Below are 15,128 nucleotides of genomic sequence, written 5' to 3'. Positions count from 1 at the left end.
GGGCAATCGCATTTCCTTTGCTGATGGCGACAGGCGCTTCCGGATTTAAAGTGTCTTTGATCTTTTCACGCAATAAATCACACGAATGTAAACTGTCACCAATGGTTTTTAGTGCTTCATTAGTGCTATTCAAAGCTTGCGTTTTCATCGGAATGATGGCGTCCAACGAATTACATAGGTAAACCACTTCACGCGGACTCACTTTTCCGGTTGCGATTTTCGAAATCAGACGCTCCAAATCGGAAATTTGTTTGATTTGGTATTGCATGTTTTGCAGTACTTCGCTGTTGTTTTTCAGGTATTCCACGACTTCATGACGCCCTTCGATTTTCTTTGCATCTTTCAACGGAAGTGCTAACCAGCGTTTCAGCAAACGTCCGCCCATAGGGGAAAGTGTTCTGTCGATGACTTCCAATAGGGTAACTGCATTCGGGTTATAACTGTGGTATAATTCTAAATTGCGAATCGTGAATTTGTCCATCCAAACATACGCGTCTTCGGCAATACGGTGGATGTTGGTGATATGCTGAATTTTGTTGTGCTGTGTTTCGGATAAATAATATAAAATCGCTCCCGAAGCGATAATGCCTTCCGATAATTCCTCGATTCCGAAACCTTTTAATGAATTGGTCTGAAAGTGAGTGGTTAGGCGTTCAAAAGCGTAATCTTCTTTGTAAATCCAGTCTTCCAGGAAGAAGGAATGGAAATCTTCGCCAAAGTGTTCTTTAAATTGATTTTTATAATGCTTCTGAACAAGTATTTCACTCGGATTAAAGTTCTGAAGCAGTTTGTCAATATATTCTTCGTTGCCTTGAGCTGTCAAAAATTCTCCGGTAGAAACGTCCAGAAATGAAACTCCGATAGTTTTCTTTCCAAAATGAACGGAAGCCAAAAAATTGTTTGACTTCGAGCTCAATACTTCGTCATTCAATGCGACACCCGGTGTTACCAATTCCGTAACGCCTCTTTTTACGATGGTTTTGGTCATTTTCGGGTCTTCCAACTGATCGCAAATAGCTACGCGAAGACCGGCTTTTACCAGTTTTGGCAGATATGTGTTCAAGGAATGGTGTGGAAACCCGGCCAATGCAGTTTCCGAATCGGAGCCGGCACCTCTTTTGGTTAAGGTGATGCCTAAAATCCCCGAAGCACGAACTGCGTCTTCTCCAAAAGTTTCATAAAAATCGCCTACACGGAACAGCAAACAGGCATCGGGATATTTGTTTTTTATCTCGTTGTACTGCTTCATTAACGGAGTTTCTTTCGGCGCTTTTTCTTTTGTTGACATGGTAATGGTTTATTTGCAAATATACACGAAGATTTTTTGTGAAAAGATTATGAATCTAAATTGACGTTTGTTTTTTGTGTTAAATTGTTTATTTGGAAATTAGTTGCTGAAGACATAAATCTGTGTCAAAGTATGCAGATGAGGTTTCCATGAATAAGAATGTAAAAAGAGAATTCTTTTGTTGTAAAAATGATGCGACAAAAACGGGATAATTTTCATAAAAAGAAGATTGAACAGTAATTGGGATATCACAGATTCTTAAAAATTAATTAAAAAAGCAGTTGTAGGCAACCAATCAAAATCTTTTTTTAATAGATTTGCTTTCTAAATGTTTAATTACAACACGTTATGAAAAAAATATTGCTACTAAGCGCGTTTTTTGTATTCGGCTTAACAGCTGCTACAGCACAGGAAACAGCTAAAACAACAAAAGTTACTACTGAAGTAAAAAAAACAAAAAAGACTAAAAAAGCTAAAAAGGAGGTTGCTCCTGAAGTAAAAGGTCCTAGTATCGTTTTTGAAAACGAAATTATTGATTACGGAACAATCAATCAAAACGAAAACGGTCAGAGAGAATTCGTATTCACTAATAATGGTAATGAACCGTTAGTGATTAAGAGTGCACAAGGATCTTGCGGATGTACCGTTCCTGAAGCTCCAAAAGAGCCAATTGCTCCAGGTGCAAAAGGAGTTATCAAAGTAAAATACGACACTAACAGAGTGGGTGTTTTTCAAAAAAATGTAACTATTACAACAAACGTATCAGATACGCCTAAATTGTTAACGATCAAAGGAGATGTTAAAGCTGCTCCGGCTCCTGCAACACCAGCTACTCCTGCAACACCGGCTACTCCTGCAACACCAGTGAAAGTTCAGGAAGTAAAAAGCTAAATTTTTACATAAAATAAATAGAAAGCCTTCAAAATGTTTAATTTTGGAGGCTTTTTTAATGGAACAAAATGAGAAAACTGGCCAACAGCGAACTGGAACGCAAAAATATAGACGAATTTAAACAGGCAGATAAAACACCGATTATCATCGTATTGGATGATATCCGCAGCCTTCATAACATCGGTTCGGTGTTTAGAACTGCCGATGCTTTCTTAATTGAGAAAATCTACTTGTGCGGAATTACCGCCACTCCGCCTAATAAAGAAATCCATAAAACCGCTTTAGGGGCTACAGAAACGGTAACCTGGGAATATGCAAAAGATGTTTTGGAAGTAATAAAGCAACTGAAAGACGAAAAAATCTCGGTTTATTCCATCGAGCAGGTTGAAAATTCGGTGATGTTGAACGATTTTCAGATAGAGCCAAACCATAAATATGCATTGGTTTTCGGAAATGAAGTGAAGGGAGTAGCGCAAGAAGCTATCCATTTGAGTGACGGCGTTATTGAAATTCCGCAGTTGGGGACCAAGCACTCATTAAACATATCGGTTAGTGCTGGAATCGTGGTTTGGGATTTATTTCAGAAAATAGATAATTTGAAAACTGGGATTTAAATTTTGGAATTAATTTTCTCCAATATTCGTATGTAATCCTCCTGATTGTTCACAAAATCCATTTCCGAAACATCAATCGTCAGGATGTTTAAATCGGTTTGGGTTTTGATGTAGTCCAAGTAACCCTGATTGATTTTTTCCAGATATTCTGCCGGAATTTCCTGCTCGTAAGCACGGCCCCGTTGTTTGATCTGATGCAATAAACGCTCGGGTTTCTGATATAAATACACATACAGATCCGGTTTCGGCATTTCTTTTTTGATAATGTCGAACATGGTTTTGTACAGTCGGTATTCTTCTTCGCCCAAAGTGACTTTGGCAAAAATCAGTGATTTGAAAATATGGTAATCGGCCACAATGAAATCCTTAAACAATTCGAATTGGGCCAGGTCATCCGACAATTGCTGGTAACGGTCGGCTAAAAAAGACATTTCCAATGGAAAAGCATAGCGGTTCTGATCCTTGTAAAATTTAGGCAAAAAAGGGTTGTCGGCAAAGCGTTCCAAAACTAACTTCGCATTAAAATCTTCGGCAATCTTCTTGGATAAAGTGGTTTTCCCTGCTCCGATATTGCCTTCAATGGCGATGTAGTTGAAATTCTGAATATTGAAATTTTCCAGAGGAGCTTCCAATGTTCCGACAATTTTGCAGTCACTTTGATCATCTGTTTCTTTGATAAGTGCTGCGATGGGTTTTTGGGTTTTTGGATGGAGCCAGTCATAGTTCAAATCCTGCATCGGCAATAAGACGAACAGTCGGTTTTGCATTTGCGGATGCGGAATGTGTAATGTTTCGGTTTCTAAAACCAGTTCGTCAAAACTAATAATATCAATATCGATAATTCTCGCCTGATACCCTAATTGTCCGTTTCGGATGCGTCCCAATTGTTTTTCGGCTTCCAGAATTTTGCTTAAAACCTTTTCTGCAGACAAAGAAGTATGCAGCAACAAGGCACAATTGTAAAAAGCATCACTGTCAAATCCCCAGGAAGGCGTTTCGTATATTTTGGAAACACGAATGACGGTGCCTATGGTTTTGTGAATTAAGGAAATACAGATTTGGATATTCTCTAAACGATTCCCCTGATTACTTCCTAACGATAAAACAACTTGATGCTGACGGTTCATTTGACAAAATAACTAAAAGAATTTCAGAATTGAAGGTTTTTCCAACGTATAGTTATTAACTTATTTAGACCTTCAGGTGTAACAATTTTAACATTTTGGCTACCTATCTTAAAAATAAAGAGCGATGAGATTTTTAGGGAATGTATTGGCGACAGTCGTTGGATTGTTTGTGTTTTTTATGGTTTTCTTCTTTGGAATCCTATTGATTGGTGTCATTTTTGGTGGTGATGGTGATCATGTGAAAGTGAAGAAAGATTCCGTTATTGAGCTGGATCTGGCGGAAGTGACTCAGGATTACGGTGGGCAATTTAAGTTTACCGATTTTGATTATTTTGAAACCAAACATGATGGGGTAACCGATGTTTTAAACGCTATCGATGCCGCCAAAACCGATGATAAAATCAAAGGAATTTCGATTTTAAACAACGAATCTGAAATCGGCTTGGCGCAAAGTAAGGCCATTCGCCGTAAACTGGATGAATTCAAGAAATCAGGGAAGTTTGTGGTAGCTTATGCCAATTCGTATTCGCAAAAAGAATACTATCTGAATTCGGTTGCGGATACCATTTATCTGAATCCGGTGGGTGAAATGGATTTCAAAGGATTATCTGCCGAAGTATTGTTCTTTAAGAATTTTGAAGACAAATCCGGGGTTAAAATGGAGGTGATCCGCCACGGAAAATACAAAAGTGCCGTAGAGCCGTTTTTGGAAAATGAGATGAGTGTGGCCAACCGCGAACAAATGACTGCTTTACTGAATTCGATGTGGGCTTCAGTGGTAACGGATATTTCTAAAAGTCGAAACATTTCCGTAGACAGTCTGAATGCCATTGCCAATTCACTTGGGGCACGTACGCCTGAATTAGCGTTACAAAAACACCTGATTGATAAGATTGCTTACGAAGATCAGTACCACAACGGCATACGAAAAGCACTGAAAGTTGACAATGACGAAGAGTACAATAAAATAAGTATTTTGGATTATGCCGAAAACGTAGCCAGAAGCAATTCGGATTACTCCAAAAAGGATAAAATTGCCATTGTATATGCGCAAGGTGAAATCCAATCCGGTGAGGGAGATGTGAGTTATATCGGTGAAGGTTCGATGCGCCGTTCTTTAGAAGAAGCGCGTAATGATGATGATGTAAAAGCGGTTGTTTTAAGAGTAGATTCTCCTGGAGGAAGTGCGCTGACATCCGAATTGATCTGGAGAGAAATCGAATTGACCAAAAAAGTAAAACCTGTCGTTGTTTCCATGGGGAACTTGGCAGCTTCCGGGGGTTATTACATTTCATGCAATGCCAATACTATTTTCGCGGAACCAAACACGATTACCGGCTCTATCGGGGTTTTCGGGGCTTTGCCTAATTTCCATCCGTTGGCAACCAAAATGGGAATCAATGCGGAACAGGTAAAAACCCATCAGAATTCGAGCGGTTACAGCGTTTTTGAACCTATAGATGACAAGTTTAAAGAAGTGGTTACCGAGAGTATTGAAACCATTTACACCACATTTTTAAAACGCGTTTCAGTGGGAAGAAAAATGACCATCGAACAGGTTGATTCGGTTGCTCAAGGTCGTGTTTGGACTGGGGCCGATGCTTTAAAATTAGGATTGGTGGATAAAATAGGCGGAATGGATGCGGCTATTAAACATGCGGCAACCTTGGCGAAAATAAAAGAATACAGAACAGAAGATTATCCGGAATATGAAAAAACCTTTGAAGATTTACTTCGCAATTTTGGAGGTATTTCGATGTTTCAGTCAAAAGAAACCCTGATAAAAGAGGAAATCGGTGAAGAAAATTACCAGGTTTTAGACCGAATCAGAAAGGTTAACCAGCGAAGAGGTGTTCAGGCAGTGATGCCTTTTGAGCTGAATATCAGATAAAAATCTACCACTATAAGCAACTAAACCAACTTATTTACGTTTTATTAATAAGTTGGTTTTATTTTTGTAGTAATTTAGTGAGGTAAATAATAGCAGACATGGCAAAGAAAATTTTAAAGATAGCAGGGATTTCCCTCTTGGTTATTGTTGTAGTTTTAGCAGCGGCTCCTTTTTTGTTCAAAGACAAAATAAAAGAGTTGGTGACTAAATCCATAAACGAGAAAGTTGATGCGAAAATCGCTTTTGAGGATGTTGGATTGAGTCTTTTTAAAAACTTTCCGAATGCCAGTGTGACCATTGATAAGCTGAGTATTATCAACAAAGCGCCTTTTGAAGGGGATACGTTGTTTTATGCCGGCGAAGTCAATTTAAAAATGTCGGTAAAAGAACTGTTTAAAGGCGAAGGCGAGGCTATGAATATCGAAGGGTTTTCTTCGAAAGACGGATTGGTGAACATCATTTTCAACAAAGACGGAATTGGAAATTTTGATATCGCATTGAAGGACGATAAACCGGAGGATAAATCCGAAAGCAAGCCGTTTGCCATGAGCATTCAGAAATATTCGATTGAGAATCTGCGTTTTCGTTACATCGATGAGAAGTCGAAAATCAAGATGGTTATCGATAGTCTGAATCATGAAGGGACCGGGGATTTAGCCGCGGATAAACTCGATCTGACAACCAAGTCAACCGCGAAACTGTCCTTGGATATGGATAAAATGAACTACATGAGCAATGTAGCACTGTCTTTAGATGCTGTTTTGGGAATCGACATGAAAAATCAAAAATATACGTTCCGAAACAATAAGGCGTTAATCAATCAATTGCCTTTGGAATTTGACGGTTTCATCCAAATGGTGGAAAAAGGTCAGGTATATGATCTGAAATTTAAAACGCCTACCTCGGATTTTAAAAACTTCCTTGGACTAATTCCGGCAGCTTATGCCGGTAATATCAATACGGTAAAAACTACAGGGGAATTTAGAGTAAACGGAACTGTAAATGGCGAACTGACCGATACTACCGTTCCGAAGTTTAATATCGCTATCGCTTCGGACAACGCTTCGTTCCAGTATCCTGATTTGCCGAAATCGGTACAGGATATTAAGATAGATACTAAAATCATCAATGAAACCGGTTTAATGAACGATACGTATGTGAATCTGGACAAATTGTCGTTCCGTATTGATCAGGATGTCTTCAACGCAAAAGCAAATATTAGAAATCTATCCGAAAATGCTTTGGTGAATGCCGAATTGAAAGGAGTAGTTAACCTGGCGAATGTAACAAAAGCTTATCCGGTGAAGTTGGACAAACCGCTTTCCGGTATTTTAAAAGCCGATGTGGTGACTAAATTCGATATGAAATCGGTAGAAACAAGCCAATATCAGAATATTCAGAATTCAGGAAACATGACGCTTACCGGATTCAACTACACCGGTCCGGAAATGGCCAAACCGGTTCAGATTTCACAGGCGGTTGTGGCGTTTAATCCGAATCAGATCCGTTTGAATCAGTTGGACTTGAAAACGGGGAAATCAGATGTGCATCTTACAGGGACTTTGGATAACTTCTACGGATTCGTATTCAAAGACCAGATTCTGAAAGCCAACTTCAATATGAATTCCAATCAGTTTTTGGTTTCCGATTTTATGGCACCTTCCGCTACAGCCAAAGAAGGGGCTTCTAAAGAAGGAACGGCTAAAAAAGAAGCGGTTAAAATCCCGGCTTTCCTGGATTGTGCCATTACTGCCAACGCGAATACCGTTGTTTACGATAATCTGACCCTGAAAGATGTTTCCGGGAAGATGATCATCCGCGATGAGGCGGTAACGCTACAGAATCTGAAAACAAGTGTTTTTGAAGGGATTATTGGTGTTGACGGAGTGGTTTCAACTAAAGGGAAAGTGCCAACCTTTAAAATGAATTTGGGATTGAATAAAGTTGATATTGCCAAGTCGTTTACACAATTGGATATGTTGAAATCCATTGCGCCTATTGCGGGCGTTGTGGATGGGAAGTTGAATTCGACCATTAATCTTTCCGGAAATTTAAATGCTATCGAAATGACGCCGGATCTGAAAACTATTTCGGGTGATTTGGTAGGACAATTGTTGAGTACCAAAATAAATGCGCAAAATTCGCAACTGCTTTCTTCATTGACTTCAAACGTGAAATTTATTGATGTGAATAAATTGAGCCTGAATGATCTTAAGGCGGCACTGTCTTTTACCAATGGAAGAGTAAACCTGAAACCGTTGGATTTGAAATATCAGGATGTTAAAGTAACGATTGGCGGATCACACGGTTTTGACCAGTCGATGAATTATAACCTGAAATTCGATGTTCCTGCTAAATATTTAGGTCCGGAAGTAAATAAATTATTGGCAAAACTTACCCCGGCAGAACAAGCGAAGTTGCAAAATGTGCCCGTAAATGCGCAGATGACGGGGAGTTTCAAAAGCCCCAAAGTAACAACCGATATGAAGCCGGCGATAGCTAATATTACCAAGCAGCTGGTAGATTACCAGAAAAATAAGTTGATTAATCAGGGCGCAGGGGCTTTAGGTAATATACTCGGTGGAACGAAAGGAAACACGACTCCTAAAGACACTACTAAAACGCAAACTACGCAGCCAAAACCGGATGTGAAAGAAACAGCAACAAAAGCCTTAAAGGATTTGTTTGGCAAGAAGAAAAAAGAAGAGCCAAAACCACAAACGCCATAAAAAAAGTGATCGGAGCTCTCTGAATACATTTCTAAAATCATATTCAGGTGATGCAGATTGAATTCTTAAAAATAGTAGCCACGAATGCACTAATTAAACAGTATAAATTAGTGAATTCGTGGCTAAAAAATTATAGGTGGTATAAGGTTGAAAATTTTATGACAAATTGATTTGTACCACGTAGCCTTCAAAGGTTCGCACATTAAAAACCGTACCGTCGTCAAAGATGAGGTATTGTCCTTTTATCCCAGACAGTTTTCCTGTAAATTCATGGGTTTTCTCTAGGTTCAGGCTGTTGACTTTTTTGGGGTATTCCAAAACGGGATAGACCAAGTCGTATTTTTTCTCGGGAACTGTTGCGAAATAGGGTTGAACTTCCTCCGGAATCAGATTGCCCAAACTATTTCTTTCCGCAACCAAATCGACATTCGGGATTTCGTTTTTAAGCATTTTTTGCCAATTGGTTTTGTCGGTATAATGATTTTTTAAAGCGACTTCGGTAATGCCGGCCAAATAGCGGTTTGGTACTTCCACAATAGGAACTGCTTCGATAGCGCCCTGGTCAATCCATCGTGTGGGAACCTGTGTTTTTCGCGTAACACCAACCTTTATTTCACTGGATAGGGCCAAATAAACAATATGAGGTTGTAATTGTACCCGCTTTTCGTATTCCAAATCACGGTCTTCAATGCCTAAATGGGCCGTGCTTAATTCTGGTTTCATGATCCAATCACCCGCAGAAGCACTTGACATGAAGCAATCATAACAAAATCCCTGACGGAAAATTTTCTTCTTCTTTCCGCAATTCAGGCATTGGTACCCCTGAAAGGTGATTTTCAATTCTTTGTTCAGCAGTTGGTTAATGTTTAAATAGCTGTTTTCGAAAACCAGATAATACTGAATCGGGTTTCCGAACTCGGTTTGCATTTTCGTCAGTACGCCTTCGTAAGTCATTTTTTAAAGGATTTGAAAATTTAGGAATTGGGTTTTCGGAGCAAAATTATCGCTAAAATTTGTTATATTTGGTAAAGTTGTAAAGTTATAATTCATAATTTACAATTGATAATTCATAATTGCGAAAAGATGCCGTTAACCATTATAAATTCAATTGCTTCCTGGATACTGAAAAAAAGAATTCATCAGATGGAATTGTTTTTGAAATACCCTAATGAAGTTCAGGAAGAATTGCTTTTCAATTTGCTTCGAAGTGCCGAAGGAACCGTATTGGGACGAAAATATGAGTTTTCAACCATTAAGAGTTATAAGACCTTTTCCGAAAGGATTCCGGTCTCAACCTATGAAGAACTCGAACCGCTGATTGAACTTACGCGAAAAGGGGAACAGAATGTTTTTTGGGGTACGCCGATAAAATGGTTTGCCAAATCAAGCGGCACGACCAATGCGAAGAGTAAATTTATACCGGTGAGCAATGAAGCGCTGGAAGACTGCCATTATAAGGCCAGTAAAGATTTGTTGTGCCTTTATTTAAATAACAACGAGGAATCGGAATTGTTCACGGGTAAAAGCCTTCGTTTGGGCGGAAGTAAACAGCTGTATGAGGATAATAATACCTTTTTTGGGGATTTGTCGGCCATTTTGATTGACAATATGCCTTTCTGGGCAGAATTTAGCAGTACGCCAAGCAATAAGGTCTCGTTAATGAGCGAATGGGAAACAAAGATTGCGGCTATCATCAACGAAACCCGAAATGAAAATGTGACCAGTTTTGCAGGAGTTCCTTCCTGGATGCTGGTGTTGCTGAATAAGATGCTGGAGGTTACCGGAAAAGAGAATCTGTTGGAAATATGGCCTAATCTTGAAGTGTATTTTCACGGAGGGGTGAGTTTTGAGCCCTATCGCGAGCAATACAAGAGAATTTTGCCGAAAGCCGATTTTAAATATTACGAGATTTATAATGCATCCGAAGGGTTTTTCGCTATTCAGGATCTTAATAATTCCAGTGATTTGTTGTTGATGCTGGATTACGGGATTTTTTATGAATTCATTCCGATGGATACCTTCGGAACCCTTAATCAGCGTGTAATCCGTTTGTCGGAAGTACAGTTGGATAAGAACTATGCTGTGGTGATAACAACCAATTCCGGTTTGTGGCGCTATCTGATTGGAGATACCATTCGCTTTACTTCCTTAAATCCTTACCGTATTCGTGTTACCGGAAGAACGAAGCATCATATTAATGTTTTTGGCGAAGAGCTTATGGTGGAAAATACCGATATGGCCTTGTCAAAAGCTTGTCAACAGTTGAACTGCGAGGTAATCGATTATACAGTGGCTCCAATTTTTATGGAAGGAAATGAAAAAGGGGCACATGAATGGATGGTGGAGTTTAGAAAGAAACCTGAAAATATTGAGGAATTCAGTAAATTGTTGGATTTGTGCTTGCAGGAAGTGAATTCGGACTATGAGGCGAAGCGTTATAATAATATGACTCTAAATCCGTTGGTTTTAAATGTTGCGCGAACCAATTTGTTTTATGATTGGTTGAAAGAGCAAGATAAATTAGGAGGACAGCATAAAATCCCGAGATTGTCAAATCAAAGAGAATATCTGGAACAGTTAAAAGCGTTACAGTTTTCTGAAATTTTTTAAGAGATGAAGAAATTATTGTTACTGGTTGTCTTTGGGCTGATAGTGTCTTGCGGTCCCAAAAGATTAGGCTGTGGGCCGGGAAGGTGTGAGATGATAAAAAAACAAAAGAATTTTTCAAAACCGTGTTAGGTTTCGGATAAAGCCAAAAAAAAGTCCTGCTATGCAGGACTATTTTTTTCTTACTGTATTAAAATACTAGTGAGCAGCTGGAGCAGCTGGAGCAGCAGCAGGAGCAGGAGCAGGAGCAGCTTCAGTAGCAGGAGCTTCAGTAGTAGCAGCAGCAGCAGCAGTATCAACAGTTTCAGCAGTAGCTTCTACAGCCTCTTCAGCAGGAGCAGCAACTTCTTCAGTTACAGTTTCTTCTTTTGCAGTTTCTTTACATGATACGAAAGAAACACTCATCATAGCTACTAAAGCTAAGCTTAAAACAACTTTTTTCATCTTACTAAATTATAAAGGTTAATTATTAATTCGGGGCAAAGATATAAATTTTTTTATACGATTAAAATAATTTTTTTCATTTTTTAAAAAAAATATTCCCTTGAATCCCACCACAGTAATTACAAATTTCATGCCATTTAAAACAAATAGAATTTGTAGGTTAAAATTTTCTTTGTTTTCGGTATGTGTTTGATTTACAGTTTCGTGTTATTTTTTCTTCTTGGTTGTTGGTTTGACTAATTTCATTTCTTCAATCAGATTTTTCGCTCCGGCATACTTGTCGATTATGAACAAAACATAACGCATATCAACCATAATATTCCTACATATTGAAGGGTCGTATTGAATGTCGCTCATTGTTCCTTCCCAAACACGGTCAAAATTCAGCCCGATAAGGTTTCCGTTTGCGTCTAAAGCAGGGCTTCCTGAATTACCACCGGTAGTGTGATTGGTTGCTATGAAGGCTACCGGCATTTTTCCGTTTTTGTCGGCATACTGACCGTAATCTTTAGTGTTGTATAGGTCGATTAGTTTTTGCGGAACATCGAATTCGTAATCTCCCGGAATGTATTTTTCCATTACTCCGTCCAAATAGGTCATTGGTTCGTAGCTGACAGCGTCACTTGGTTCGTACCCTTTTACTTTTCCGTAGGTAACGCGAAGCGTACTGTTTGCATCTGGGAAAATGCGTGCTGATTTCGGACTCAATTCCAAGATGGCTTTCATGTAATTACGTTGCAGCGCGATGTTTTTCGTGTTTAACTCATCGTATTTCGGAACTACATTCTTATTGTAAGCATCGGCAATCGTTTTTACAAGCATGTAAGCCGGATCCTGATTCATTTTAGCGATTACTGATTTCGCATCACCTTCCAATATTCCTTTTAAACCATCATAAGAAGTAAGCTTCGAATTAGCGAAAATCGATTTGGCTGTAGCTTCAGAATTGATGTTCTTAATGGATTCCGGTAAAAATTGTTGTGGTGATTTTTTAGCATACAATTCGATCAATTGTTCGAAAACTTTTTCGTCTACTTTAGCGTTGAATTCTTTGTATAAAGGTTCAAATCCCGCAGTTAAGTTGTTTTTTCTGTCGTTAAAAGCCTGCTCACCTTTAGTGTTGAAAACTTGTTCCAATTGGTATAAGCGGTAACCAAAGCTTAAGATTTCAGTATTTCTTAAAACAACTTCCGAAAAGTAATCTCTTGCTAAAGCATAAGGAGCAATAGCATCATACGTGGTTTTGAAATCGGCTAATATGTTACCGTATTCAGCTTGTTTTCCTGCTTTGTTGACTTTGGCTGTGAAGTCTTTTTCAAAATTTTGTTTGATAGCAACGGCATTGACCTTTTTCAGTCCTTTTGATTCTCCAATCCATTTTTTCCAGTAATTAGCGACTTGTGCATATTTAGCGGCGTACTGAATTTTGATCGCGTTGTCTTTTCTCATGAAACCGTCTTGTGTTTTCAACGCGCGGTCACGAATTTCAATTTTAGCCGGATTTAATGAGTTAACGATTTGCTCAACAGCGTACGAAGGCAAATATTCCTGTGTTCTTCCAGGGTATCCCATAACCATGGTAAAGTCATTTTCCTTAACCCCTTTTATGGAAACCGGGAAATAGTGTTTCGGTGTGTACGGTACATTGTCTTTAGAATATTCAGCAGGACGATTGTCTTTTCCTGCATAAATTCGGAACAAAGAGAAATCGCCCGTATGACGTGGCCAAACCCAGTTGTCAGTATCCGAACCGAATTTCCCGATGGATGAAGGCGGAGCTCCTACTAAACGTACATCTTTGAATGTTTCTGTAACAAATAAAAGATATTGGTTTCCGTCGTAGAAAGTACGGATGCTGTTTTCCTGCCAGCTTTCCTTCGGTAGGCTTTTGTTTAGCATCGCGATATTTTCCTGAATTTTCTTTTGTTTTTCTGCTTCTGTCGGAAGATTAACAACACCTTCCATAACTTTATTGGTAACGTCTTCGATTTTAACGATGAATGTTACGAACGCGTCTTTGTTAGGTAATTCGTCTTCCATTTTGTAAGCCCAGAATCCATCGGTTAGATAGTCGTGTTCTACCGAAGAGTGGTCCTGGATGTTATTGAAACCACAGTGGTGATTGGTTAGGATTAACCCTTTCGGGGAAATTACCTCGGCGGTACATCCTCCGTTAAATTGAGGAACCGCATCTTTCAAACTGGAATGATTTACCGAATAAATGTCTTCGGCGCTGATTTTCATTCCCATATTTTTCATTTCGGTTTCGTTCATTCCTTTTAATAAAGAAGGAACCCACATACCGCCTTGCTGGGCGTATATTGGAAGAACGAATAAAATAACAAGTAGTTTTAGAAATTTCATAGTATGAATTTAAGAGTGTGCAATTTACAATTTTTGAATTTCAGAGATATAATTTTATAGTAAGAATTTGGTCTGTGAAAATTTGGTATCGAAATGGAATAAGTTGCGAAGCACATTCCGAAACAAATGTATTAGTTCGGGGTGTTCGATAGAATATGATTTAGTATCGTATTTGTCGCTCCTTTATTCATCTGAACAAAAGTGCTGCAGATGTGCCCTTTTTCATACCGTTCGTCTTCGTTTTGTGTCAGCAGATCAAATGCCTGATTTAGTTCGTTTTGATTTTTGATGGAGATACAACCTTCAATATTGACCAAGGCAGTAGCTTCGGCGAAATGAGAATAATTCGGGCCGATGACAACCGGAATTCCGAAGGTCGCCGGCTCCAAAATATTGTGCACGCCCGGATTTCCAAAACCTCCGCCCACGTACGCAATATCAGCATAGCTGTAAATTTTAGTGAGGATTCCAATGGTGTCAATGATGAAAACCTGATATTCGGAAAGATTCTGATTTTCTTTTTCTGAAAACAAAACCGTTTTTCGGGTGATTGTGTTTTTTAATTGTTGAATCTGCTCCTGTTTTATGTTGTGCGGAGCGATGATGAATTTTGTGTTTGAATCCGCTTGGTTAATGTAATTTGTCAATAAGGATTCGTCTTTAGGCCAAGAGCTTCCTATGACAACCATAGTCGAATCGTCTTTAAAATCGGAAATAAAATCCAATGAATTGTCGCGGTCTAAAATGGAAATCACACGGTCAAAACGGGTGTCGCCGGATACTTTCACATTGTGAAAACCGATACTTTGAAGGAGTTTTTTTGAACTTTCATTCTGAACAAAAAAGTAATCGATGTTTTTCAGTGCATTTCGGTAAAAACCGCCATACCACTTGAAGAAACTTTGTTTTTCCCTGAAAATGCCTGAAATCAGATAGGTTTTTATATTCCGTTTTTTGAGTTCATTAAGGTAATTGGGCCAAAATTCATATTTGATGAAAAAAGCCATCTCCGGATGCACCAACCGTAAAAAAGTTTCAACATTTTTTTTAGTGTCTAAAGGAAGGTAAACGGTTACATCGGCAACCGTGTTGTTTTTTCGTACTTCATAACCGGATGGTGAAAAAAACGTAACCACAATTTTATGCATTGGAAACTTTTTCCTGATTTCTTCC

General features: G+C 38.8%; 11 protein-coding genes. 5 read left to right on the top strand and 6 right to left on the bottom strand.

Annotated features, from left to right (window positions below; all coding sequences use genetic code 11):
• Window positions 1–1,288: MutS N-terminal domain-containing protein (locus VLB74_RS10820; RefSeq protein ID WP_473964697.1), on the bottom strand; the 1,288-nt coding region annotated here is incomplete at its 3' end.
• A 348-nt stretch (window positions 1,289–1,636) separates the two neighbouring features.
• Between VLB74_RS10820 and VLB74_RS10815 the strand changes: the two genes are divergently transcribed.
• Both VLB74_RS10815 and VLB74_RS10810 read left to right on the top strand, forming a co-directional pair.
• Entirely contained in the window at window positions 1,637–2,179 is a 543-nt protein-coding gene (locus VLB74_RS10815) for a DUF1573 domain-containing protein (protein WP_325203472.1), read from the top strand.
• Window positions 2,180–2,247: 68 nt separating this feature from the next.
• Entirely contained in the window at window positions 2,248–2,793 is a 546-nt protein-coding gene (locus VLB74_RS10810) for an RNA methyltransferase (RefSeq protein ID WP_325203471.1), read from the top strand.
• On the opposite strand, the gene folK is transcribed toward VLB74_RS10810, so the two are convergent.
• Window positions 2,790–3,920, bottom strand: a complete 1,131-nt coding sequence (folK, locus tag VLB74_RS10805; RefSeq protein WP_325203470.1) for a 2-amino-4-hydroxy-6-hydroxymethyldihydropteridine diphosphokinase — start codon at window positions 3,918–3,920, stop codon at window positions 2,790–2,792. The two genes, VLB74_RS10810 and folK, sit on opposite strands and share 4 nt — an antisense overlap.
• A 124-nt stretch (window positions 3,921–4,044) precedes the next feature.
• Between folK and sppA the strand changes: the two genes are divergently transcribed.
• Both sppA and VLB74_RS10795 read left to right on the top strand, forming a co-directional pair.
• Window positions 4,045–5,811 carry a signal peptide peptidase SppA gene (sppA, locus tag VLB74_RS10800; RefSeq protein ID WP_325203469.1) on the top strand — a complete coding sequence of 589 codons (1,767 nt, stop codon included), beginning with the start codon at window positions 4,045–4,047 and terminating at the stop codon, window positions 5,809–5,811.
• Between the two features lie 98 nt (window positions 5,812–5,909).
• Window positions 5,910–8,540: an AsmA-like C-terminal region-containing protein gene (locus tag VLB74_RS10795; RefSeq protein WP_325203468.1), complete on the top strand. Its 2,631-nt coding sequence runs from the start codon at window positions 5,910–5,912 to the stop codon at window positions 8,538–8,540.
• 156 nt (window positions 8,541–8,696) lie between these two features.
• Here the strand turns inward: VLB74_RS10795 and VLB74_RS10790 are convergent, their stop codons facing one another.
• Entirely contained in the window at window positions 8,697–9,494 is a 798-nt protein-coding gene (locus tag VLB74_RS10790) for a DUF2797 domain-containing protein (protein WP_325203467.1), read from the bottom strand.
• A 129-nt stretch (window positions 9,495–9,623) separates the two neighbouring features.
• On the opposite strand from VLB74_RS10790, the gene VLB74_RS10785 reads away from it, so the two are divergent.
• Complete coding sequence (locus VLB74_RS10785; RefSeq protein WP_325203466.1) at window positions 9,624–11,150, top strand: GH3 auxin-responsive promoter family protein; 1,527 nt, start codon at window positions 9,624–9,626, stop codon at window positions 11,148–11,150.
• 195 nt (window positions 11,151–11,345) lie between these two features.
• Here the strand turns inward: VLB74_RS10785 and VLB74_RS10780 are convergent, their stop codons facing one another.
• The 3 genes from VLB74_RS10780 to VLB74_RS10770 form a co-directional block, all read right to left on the bottom strand.
• Window positions 11,346–11,591: a hypothetical protein gene (locus VLB74_RS10780; RefSeq protein WP_325203465.1), complete on the bottom strand. Its 246-nt coding sequence runs from the start codon at window positions 11,589–11,591 to the stop codon at window positions 11,346–11,348.
• 207 nt (window positions 11,592–11,798) lie between these two features.
• Window positions 11,799–13,955, bottom strand: coding sequence for a S46 family peptidase (locus tag VLB74_RS10775; protein ID WP_325203464.1), 2,157 nt, complete (start codon window positions 13,953–13,955; stop codon window positions 11,799–11,801).
• 131 nt (window positions 13,956–14,086) lie between these two features.
• Window positions 14,087–15,128, bottom strand: a 1,042-nt coding sequence (locus VLB74_RS10770) for a 3-deoxy-D-manno-octulosonic acid transferase (protein ID WP_325203463.1), incomplete at its 5' end; no start/stop codon positions are given.

Source organism: Flavobacterium sp., assembly GCF_035456225.1.
Lineage (GTDB): Bacteria > Bacteroidota > Bacteroidia > Flavobacteriales > Flavobacteriaceae > Flavobacterium.
The sequence above is the reverse complement of the archived record's forward strand: the minus strand, read 5'-3'. Positions and strand labels throughout refer to the sequence as shown.

What these genes read in the sequence shown, in the direction of transcription:
- VLB74_RS10815 (WP_325203472.1), top strand. Translation starts at nt 1,637, where the DNA reads ATGAAAAAAATATTGCTACTAAGCGCGTTTTTTGTATTCGGCTTAACA.
- VLB74_RS10810 (WP_325203471.1), top strand. Translation starts at nt 2,248, where the DNA reads ATGAGAAAACTGGCCAACAGCGAACTGGAACGCAAAAATATAGACGAA.
- folK (WP_325203470.1), bottom strand. Translation starts at nt 3,920, where the DNA reads ATGAACCGTCAGCATCAAGTTGTTTTATCGTTAGGAAGTAATCAGGGG.
- sppA (WP_325203469.1), top strand. Translation starts at nt 4,045, where the DNA reads ATGAGATTTTTAGGGAATGTATTGGCGACAGTCGTTGGATTGTTTGTG.
- VLB74_RS10795 (WP_325203468.1), top strand. Translation starts at nt 5,910, where the DNA reads ATGGCAAAGAAAATTTTAAAGATAGCAGGGATTTCCCTCTTGGTTATT.
- VLB74_RS10790 (WP_325203467.1), bottom strand. Translation starts at nt 9,494, where the DNA reads ATGACTTACGAAGGCGTACTGACGAAAATGCAAACCGAGTTCGGAAAC.
- VLB74_RS10785 (WP_325203466.1), top strand. Translation starts at nt 9,624, where the DNA reads ATGCCGTTAACCATTATAAATTCAATTGCTTCCTGGATACTGAAAAAA.
- VLB74_RS10780 (WP_325203465.1), bottom strand. Translation starts at nt 11,591, where the DNA reads ATGAAAAAAGTTGTTTTAAGCTTAGCTTTAGTAGCTATGATGAGTGTT.
- VLB74_RS10775 (WP_325203464.1), bottom strand. Translation starts at nt 13,955, where the DNA reads ATGAAATTTCTAAAACTACTTGTTATTTTATTCGTTCTTCCAATATAC.